Source organism: Streptomyces sp. NPDC052109 (genome assembly GCF_040680195.1).
In the GTDB taxonomy this organism is placed as follows: domain Bacteria; phylum Actinomycetota; class Actinomycetes; order Streptomycetales; family Streptomycetaceae; genus Streptomyces.
Window position 1 is genome coordinate 272809 of the sequence record NZ_JBFAWF010000006.1, and the last position, 6632, is coordinate 279440.

Here is a 6632-nt window from a genome sequence, read left to right on the forward strand (position 1 = left end):
TCCGCGGCAGACGGTGGGTGTGCCGTTCGCCCGTTGCTCGCGTGCCGGTGTCCCTGTCCCAGGGGCACCGGCACCCCCGTTCCGGCGCCCTCACCGGGGCGGGGTTTCCGTGGCAGGGTGGAGCGGGCAAGCCTCAGGGGGCCAACACAAGAGGGGGAGTCCGTGACCGTCGTCTGGATCAACGGCGCGTTCGGTGCGGGGAAGACCACCACCGCACGGGAACTGATCGACCTGATCCCGAACAGCGCGCTCTTCGACCCCGAGATCGTCGGCGGGATGCTCACCCGCCTCCTGCCGGCCAAGCGCCTCGCCGAGGTCGGCGACTTCCAGGACCTGCCGATCTGGCGCCGCCTCGTGGTCGACACGGCGGCCGCGATGCTCGCCGAACTGGGCGGGACTCTCGTGGTGCCGATGACCCTGCTCCGCCAGGAGTACCGCGACGAGATCTTCGGTGGCCTCGCCGCCCGCCGGATCCCCGTGCACCATCTGCTGCTCGCCCCGGCTGAAACGATCCTGCGTGAGCGGATAGCCGGGCGGGAGGTCCCGCCGGACCTGCCCGACGGCGAGATACGGCTGCGGCAGTGGGCCTACGACCACATCGAGCCCTACCGTGCCGCCCTCGCCTCCTGGCTCACCGCCGACGCCCACCTCGTGGATACCAGCTCCCTCACCCCGTACGCCACGGCCGTCCGCATCGCCGACGCCGTCGGCAGCGGTGCCGTACCGGCGTGCGACATCGTGCAGACCCCCGAGCCGACCGCCGAGACGCTCGCCGCCGGGGTGCTGCTCTTCGACGAGGACGACCGGGTGCTGCTCGTGGACCCCACCTACAAGCCCGGCTGGGAGTTCCCCGGCGGAGTGGTGGAGCGTGGCGAGGCGCCGGCCCGCGCCGGGATGCGCGAGGTCGCCGAGGAGACCGGGATACGACTGCGCGAAGTGCCCCGGCTGCTCGTGGTGGACTGGGAACGGCCGGTGCCGCCCGGCTTCGGCGGACTGCGGCTGCTCTTCGACGGCGGCCGGCTGGAGTCCGGCGAGGCGTCCCGGGTGCTGCTGCCCGGTCCGGAGCTGCGAGCCTGGCGCTTCGCCACCGAGGAGGAGGCTGCCGACATGCTGCCCCCGGTCCGCTACGAGCGGCTGCGCTGGGCCTTGCGCGCCCGCGAACGCGGCTCGGCGCTCTATCTGGAGGCGGGCGTACCGGTCGGCTGACCGCAGCCACGGCACGAGCCGCGGTGGAGGCCGAACGGGACCGGGCCGGCGGTACTCGCTGGACGAAGACGGGCGGGCCGCCACCTGGATCCGTGCGGATCGTCCGCAGGTACCTACCCGGGCCGTGGACGGGCCGACGCAGCCGGTGCGCGACGAGGCGGCCGCCGGGAGTCACCTCCCGTGCTCAGGCCACGCCCGCCGCCTCGCGCAGGGCGGTGGCGGCGCCGCCCACGACCGCGTCCCCGTGTCCGAAGCACGCCACGTCCGCGTCCAGGTCCGCCAACCGCACAAGTGAGGCGAGGAGTTGCGGGCGGTCGAGGTTGAGCACCCCGGGGATCACCGATCCGTCGACCGGCGAGGCCGCCACCGTGTCCCCGGTGAACAGCACGCCCTGCCCGGGCAGGAACAGCGCGATGCTGCCGTCGGTGTGCCCCGGCACGTGGATCACCCGGGCGCCTCCGCCGAAGTCGAGCATGCCGCCGTCGGACACGCCGGTGACCGCGGCGGGCGGTACCGGCGTGCCGACGGGGAGGAGTGCGGCCGCCGCGGCGTGGATCGGCAGCTCCCACTCCTCGAGACGCGGTGGCGGACCCTGCAGCTCACCGCGTACGAACGGCGCGTCGAGAGGGTGGGCCAGCACCTGCGCGCCGCTCAGCGCCGCGAACTCGCCCGCTCCGCCCACGTGATCCTCGTGGAAGTGGGTCAGCACGATCCGCCGCACGTCCCCGGGCGCACGTCCGAGTGCCGTGACCGCGTCGGCGATCGCGGGGCCGGCACCGATCGGGCCGGCGTCGATCAGCGTCAACGCGTCGTCGTCATGCCAGAGATACGCCTGGCCGACGGTGAAACGCAGGAGGTGGAGCCGGGGGAGCAGTTCGATGACGTCCATGCGCCGACCGTAGGCGGCGCCCCCGCCGTGGGCGAGGGCGCTCTGCCGGCGGCAGAAGGGTTCAGCCCGCCGCGTAGTTGCGCAGGAACAGCGCCTCGGCGACCGACAGCCGCTCCAGCTCCTGCGGGTGGACGCTCTCGTTGACCGCGTGGATCTGCGCCTCCGGCTCGCTCAGGCCGATGAGCAGGATCTCCGCCCGCGGGTACAGCCCGGCGAGGGTGTTGCACAGCGGGATGGAGCCGCCCTCGCCGGCGTACTGCATGGCCTCACCCGGGTAGGCGACCGCCATCGCGTCGGCCATCGCCTGGTAGGCCGGGCTCGTGGCGTCGGCGCGGAAGGCCTGGCCCTGGCCGATCTGCTCGGTGGTGACCCGGGCACCCCACGGGGTGTGAGCCTCGATGTGCGCCTGGAGCAGCTTGGTGGCCTCCGCGGCGTCCACGCCCGGCGGCACTCGCAGGCTGATCAGCGCGCGGGCGCCGGAGTGCACGGACGGGGTGGCGCCGACGACCGGCGGGCAGTCGATGCCGAGGACGGTGACGGCCGGACGGGCCCAGAGGCGGTCGGCGACCGAGCCGTCGCCGATGAGCCCGACCCCGTCGAGCACCTTGGCGTCCGTGCGGAACTGCTCCTCGGTGTACTCCAGGCCGTCCCAGGTCCCCGTGGCGTCCAGGCCGTCGACCGTCGTCGAGCCGTCCTCGGCGCGCAGCGAGTCCAGCACGCGGATCAGGGCGGCGAGCGCGTCCGGGGCGGCGCCGCCGAACTGGCCGGAGTGCAGGTTGCCCGCGAGGGTGTCGATCCCCACGCGGACCAGGGTCATGCCGCGCAGCGTGGTGGTCACCGTCGGCAGGCCGACGCGGAAGTTGCCCGCGTCGCCGATGACGATGGTGTCGGCCTCCAGCAGCTCGGGGTGTTCGTCGGCGTACCGCTCCAGGCCGCCCGTGCCCTGCTCCTCGGAGCCCTCGGCGATGACCTTGACGTTCACCGGGACGCCGCCGTTCGCCTTCAGCGCGCGCAGCGCGAGCAGGTGCATGATCACGCCGCCCTTGCAGTCGGCGGCCCCGCGGCCGTACCAGCGGCCGTCGCGCTCGGTCAGCTCGAACGGCGGGCTGGTCCAGCCGGCCTCGTCCAGCGGTGGCTGCACGTCGTAGTGCGCGTAGAGAAGAACCGTTTTCGCGCCCTCCGGGCCCGGCAGGTAGCCGTAGACGGACTGCGTGCCGTCCGGGGTGTCGAGCAGGGCCACGTCGACGAAGCCCTCGGCGCGCAGCGCGTCGGCTATCCAGCTCGCGGCGGCCTCGCTCTCGCTCTTCGGGAACTGCGCGAAGTCCGCCACCGACTTGAAGGCCACGAGCTCGGCCAGCTCCGCCTTGGCCCGGGGCAGCAACGAGGCGACGGTCTCGGCGACCGGATTCGACGACATGGGCACGCTCCTCGTGGGTGCGACGTTGAACAGCTTGAACAGGGTATGTGCCCCGATACTCCCACAGTGGCCTGCGACGACGACCGCCGTAGGATGCGAGGGACACTACGGCAGCGGCTTGATCGGAGCAGTAGACCATCGTGAGCGGCGAGAACTCTTCGGCGGACGACGTGCAGCGGGTGTGGGACGTCGTCGTGGTGGGCGCGGGACCCGCGGGGGCCTCGGCCGCCTACGCGGCGGCGGTCGCGGGACGGCGTGTGCTGTTGCTGGAGAAGGCCGAGTTGCCCCGCTACAAGACCTGCGGCGGCGGCATCATCGGCCCCTCGCGCGACGCGCTGCCCCCGGGCTTCGAGCTTCCCTTCCGTGACCGGGTGCACGCGGTCACCTTCTCGAACAACGGCCGCTTCACCCGCACCCGCCGCTCCAAGCAGATGCTGTTCGGGCTCATCAACCGGCCGGAGTTCGACCAGCAGCTCGTCGAGCACGCCCAGAAGGCGGGCGCGGAGCTGCGTACGGGCGTCTCGGTGCAGCGGGTCGAGCAGCACGGCTCGGCGGTCCCGGACCGGCGCACGGTCGCGGTCGTCCTCCAGGGCGGCGAGACGGTGCTGGCCCGCGCGGTCGTCGGCGCCGACGGCAGCGCCAGCCGCATAGGAGCGCACGTCGGGGTGAAGCTGGACCAGGTGGACCTCGGCCTGGAGGCGGAGATCCCGGTCCCGGACTCGGTCGCCGAGGACTGGAAGGGGCGGGTCCTCATCGACTGGGGCCCGATGCCGGGCAGTTACGGCTGGGTGTTCCCGAAGGGCGACACCCTGACGGTGGGAGTGATCTCCGCGCGTGGTGAAGGCGCCGCCACGAAGCGGTACTTGGAGGACTTCGTCGCCCGCCTCGGCCTGTCCGGCTTCGAGCCGGCCATCTCCTCCGGCCACCTGACCCGCTGCCGCGCCGACGACTCGCCCCTGTCCCGGGGCCGGGTGCTGGTCTGCGGTGACGCGGCCGGGCTGCTCGAGCCGTGGACCCGCGAGGGCATCTCCTTCGCGCTGCGTTCGGGCCGGCTGGCGGGGGAGTGGGCGGTGCGCGTCGCCGAGGCGCACGACGCGGTCGACGCCCGGCGCCAGGCACTGAACTACGCGTTCGCGATCAAGGCGGGGCTCGGGGTCGAGATGAGCGTCGGCAAGCGCATGCTGGCGGCGTTCGAGAAGCGTCCCGGCCTCTTCCACGCGGCCCTCACCGGCTTCCGTCCGGCGTGGAGGGCGTTCCGGGACATCACCCAGGGTTCGACCTCGCTGGGCGAGCTCGTCCGCTCCCACCCGTTCGCCCAGCGCGCCCTGACCGCGCTGGACCGGGGGCAGGCCGTCCCGGCGGAGGAACCCGCCGGTTCGTGACGGCTCGGTTCGTCGCGGTCGAGGTCCTCGCGGTTCAGCTCGTGACGGCGATCCGGAAGACCGGGTGGTCGCCGGCGCAGGCGATGATCTCCTCGTCGGAGGACTTGGCGGTCACCCCGGCGAAGTACTGGTTGACCTCCCAGCCCCACTTCTCCAGATAGGTCCGCAGGACGGGGAGCTTCTCGGCGTCGGGAAGCTCCACGGCGGTGAAGGTGCGCGTCTTGCGCCCGACGCGCAGCTCGCCGCCGCCGGCGGCCCGCATGTTCCGCACCCACTGCGAGTGGCCGCGCGCCGAGACCAGGTACTGCCCGCCGTCGTAGGTGTGCGGGTTCACCGGAATGCGCTGCATCTGGCCGCTCTTGCGGCCCCGGACGGACATCTCGGCGGTGCCCGCGAAGCTGACGCCGTGCCGGGCGAGCCAGCCGATGACGCTGTTCATGCGGACGTTCATCGGGCTGCCCTTGAGGTAGTACGGCGAAGAAGACGACGACATGGTGACCCCCACGGTTTTGGAGAGCGGTGCTCTCGGTTGGCTCCAGTGTGGGGTATCCCGCCATGAGAAAGCAAGAGCAGTGCTCTCTTTTGTGTGCACCGCTCTCCTCCGTGGCACACTGCTGACATGAGCACCCCGCAGGGCGCCCGCGCACGGGCCAGGACCGAAGTCACCGCCGCCATCAAGGAAGCGGCCCGCAGGCAGCTGGCGGAGGAAGGCGCGGCCAAGCTCTCGCTGCGGGCCGTCGCCCGCGAACTGGGCATGGTCTCCTCGGCCTTGTACCGCTACTTCCCCAGCCGCGACGAGCTGCTCACCGCCCTGATCATCGATGCCTACGACTCCCTCGGCGAGGCGGCCGAGCAGGCGCGGGACGCCGTGGCCGGTGCCGCTCCGGTGGCCCGCTGGACGGCGGTGTGCGAGGCGGTGCGGGGCTGGGCGCTCGCCCACCCGCACGAGTACGCGCTGATCTACGGCTCGCCCGTGCCGGGCTATGCCGCCCCCCAGACCACCGTCCGGGCCGCGGCCCGCGTCGGCCTGGTCCTCATCGGCATCGTCCGCGACGCCCACGAGGGTCCCGGCCTCGCCGACCTGCCGCTGCCCGCCGAGCTCCGCCCCGAGGCCGAGCGCATGGCGGCCGACCTGGCTCCCGAGCTGCCGCCCGAGGTGGCCGCGGCGCTGGTCGCGGCCTGGGCGCAGCTGTTCGGGCTGGTGGGTTTCGAGCTGTTCGGTCAGTTCAACAACGTGGTGGAGAAGCGGGAGGCCTTCTTCCGGCACGCGGTGTCGGGGCTGGCGCAGGGGGTGGGGCTGCGGTAGTCGCGGGTCGGGGTCGCGTAGGCGCGGGTCGGTCGGGTGATGCCGGGTGGGCGGTGTGCGGGGTGCCATCCCTGGGGGCGGGCGGCGTATCGCCGCCGTTCCGGGTGTCGGACCTTCCCGGCGTCGTGTCGCCTCCGTGCCGGGTGCCGCACCGCCCGGGGCCGGGTGGTACCGCCCCTGTGCTGGGTCGTGCCGGTCCCGTGCTGGGCGTGGGAGCTTTGCCGGTGTCGCCTGTTCACCGTCTGGGCGTCGCTCGGCCCGGTGGTGGGTGGTGTCGCCTCCGGGTGCGGGGTGTCGGGCCTTCCCCGGCGTCGTGTCGCCTCCGTGCCCGGTGTCGCACCGCCCGGGGCCGGGTGGTACCGCCCCTGTGCTGGGTCGTGCCGGTCCCGTGCTGGGCGTGGGAGCTTTGCCGGTGTCGCCTGTTCACCGTCT

6 protein-coding genes are annotated in these 6632 nt (G+C 73.1%); 3 read left to right on the top strand and 3 right to left on the bottom strand.

The features are described 5' to 3' along the window. Nucleotides 1-162: 162 nt before the first annotated feature. Complete coding sequence (locus AB0L59_RS15990; RefSeq protein WP_365583343.1) at nucleotides 163-1206, top strand: NUDIX domain-containing protein; 1044 nt, start codon at nucleotides 163-165, stop codon at nucleotides 1204-1206. Between the two features lie 184 nt (nucleotides 1207-1390). Here AB0L59_RS15990 and AB0L59_RS15995 read toward each other — a convergent pair whose 3' ends face one another. Continuing rightward, entirely contained in the window at nucleotides 1391-2095 is a 705-nt protein-coding gene (locus tag AB0L59_RS15995; protein WP_365583346.1) for an MBL fold metallo-hydrolase, read from the bottom strand. A 61-nt stretch (nucleotides 2096-2156) separates the two neighbouring features. Further along, on the bottom strand, nucleotides 2157-3512 hold the full coding sequence (locus AB0L59_RS16000) for a dipeptidase (RefSeq protein WP_365583348.1): 1356 nt from the start codon (nucleotides 3510-3512) through the stop codon (nucleotides 2157-2159). A gap of 140 nt (nucleotides 3513-3652) precedes the next feature. Here AB0L59_RS16000 and AB0L59_RS16005 point away from each other — a divergent pair, with 140 nt between their 5' ends. Then, a complete protein-coding gene (locus AB0L59_RS16005; RefSeq protein ID WP_365583349.1) occupies nucleotides 3653-4894 on the top strand; it encodes a geranylgeranyl reductase family protein in 1242 nt (413 codons plus the stop codon). A gap of 34 nt (nucleotides 4895-4928) precedes the next feature. Here AB0L59_RS16005 and AB0L59_RS16010 read toward each other — a convergent pair whose 3' ends face one another. Beyond that, complete coding sequence (locus tag AB0L59_RS16010; protein WP_365583351.1) at nucleotides 4929-5387, bottom strand: nitroreductase family deazaflavin-dependent oxidoreductase; 459 nt, start codon at nucleotides 5385-5387, stop codon at nucleotides 4929-4931. Between the two features lie 126 nt (nucleotides 5388-5513). On the opposite strand from AB0L59_RS16010, the gene AB0L59_RS16015 reads away from it, so the two are divergent. Beyond that, nucleotides 5514-6200, top strand: coding sequence for a TetR/AcrR family transcriptional regulator (locus AB0L59_RS16015; RefSeq protein ID WP_365583354.1), 687 nt, complete (start codon nucleotides 5514-5516; stop codon nucleotides 6198-6200). Nucleotides 6201-6632 lie beyond the last annotated feature (432 nt).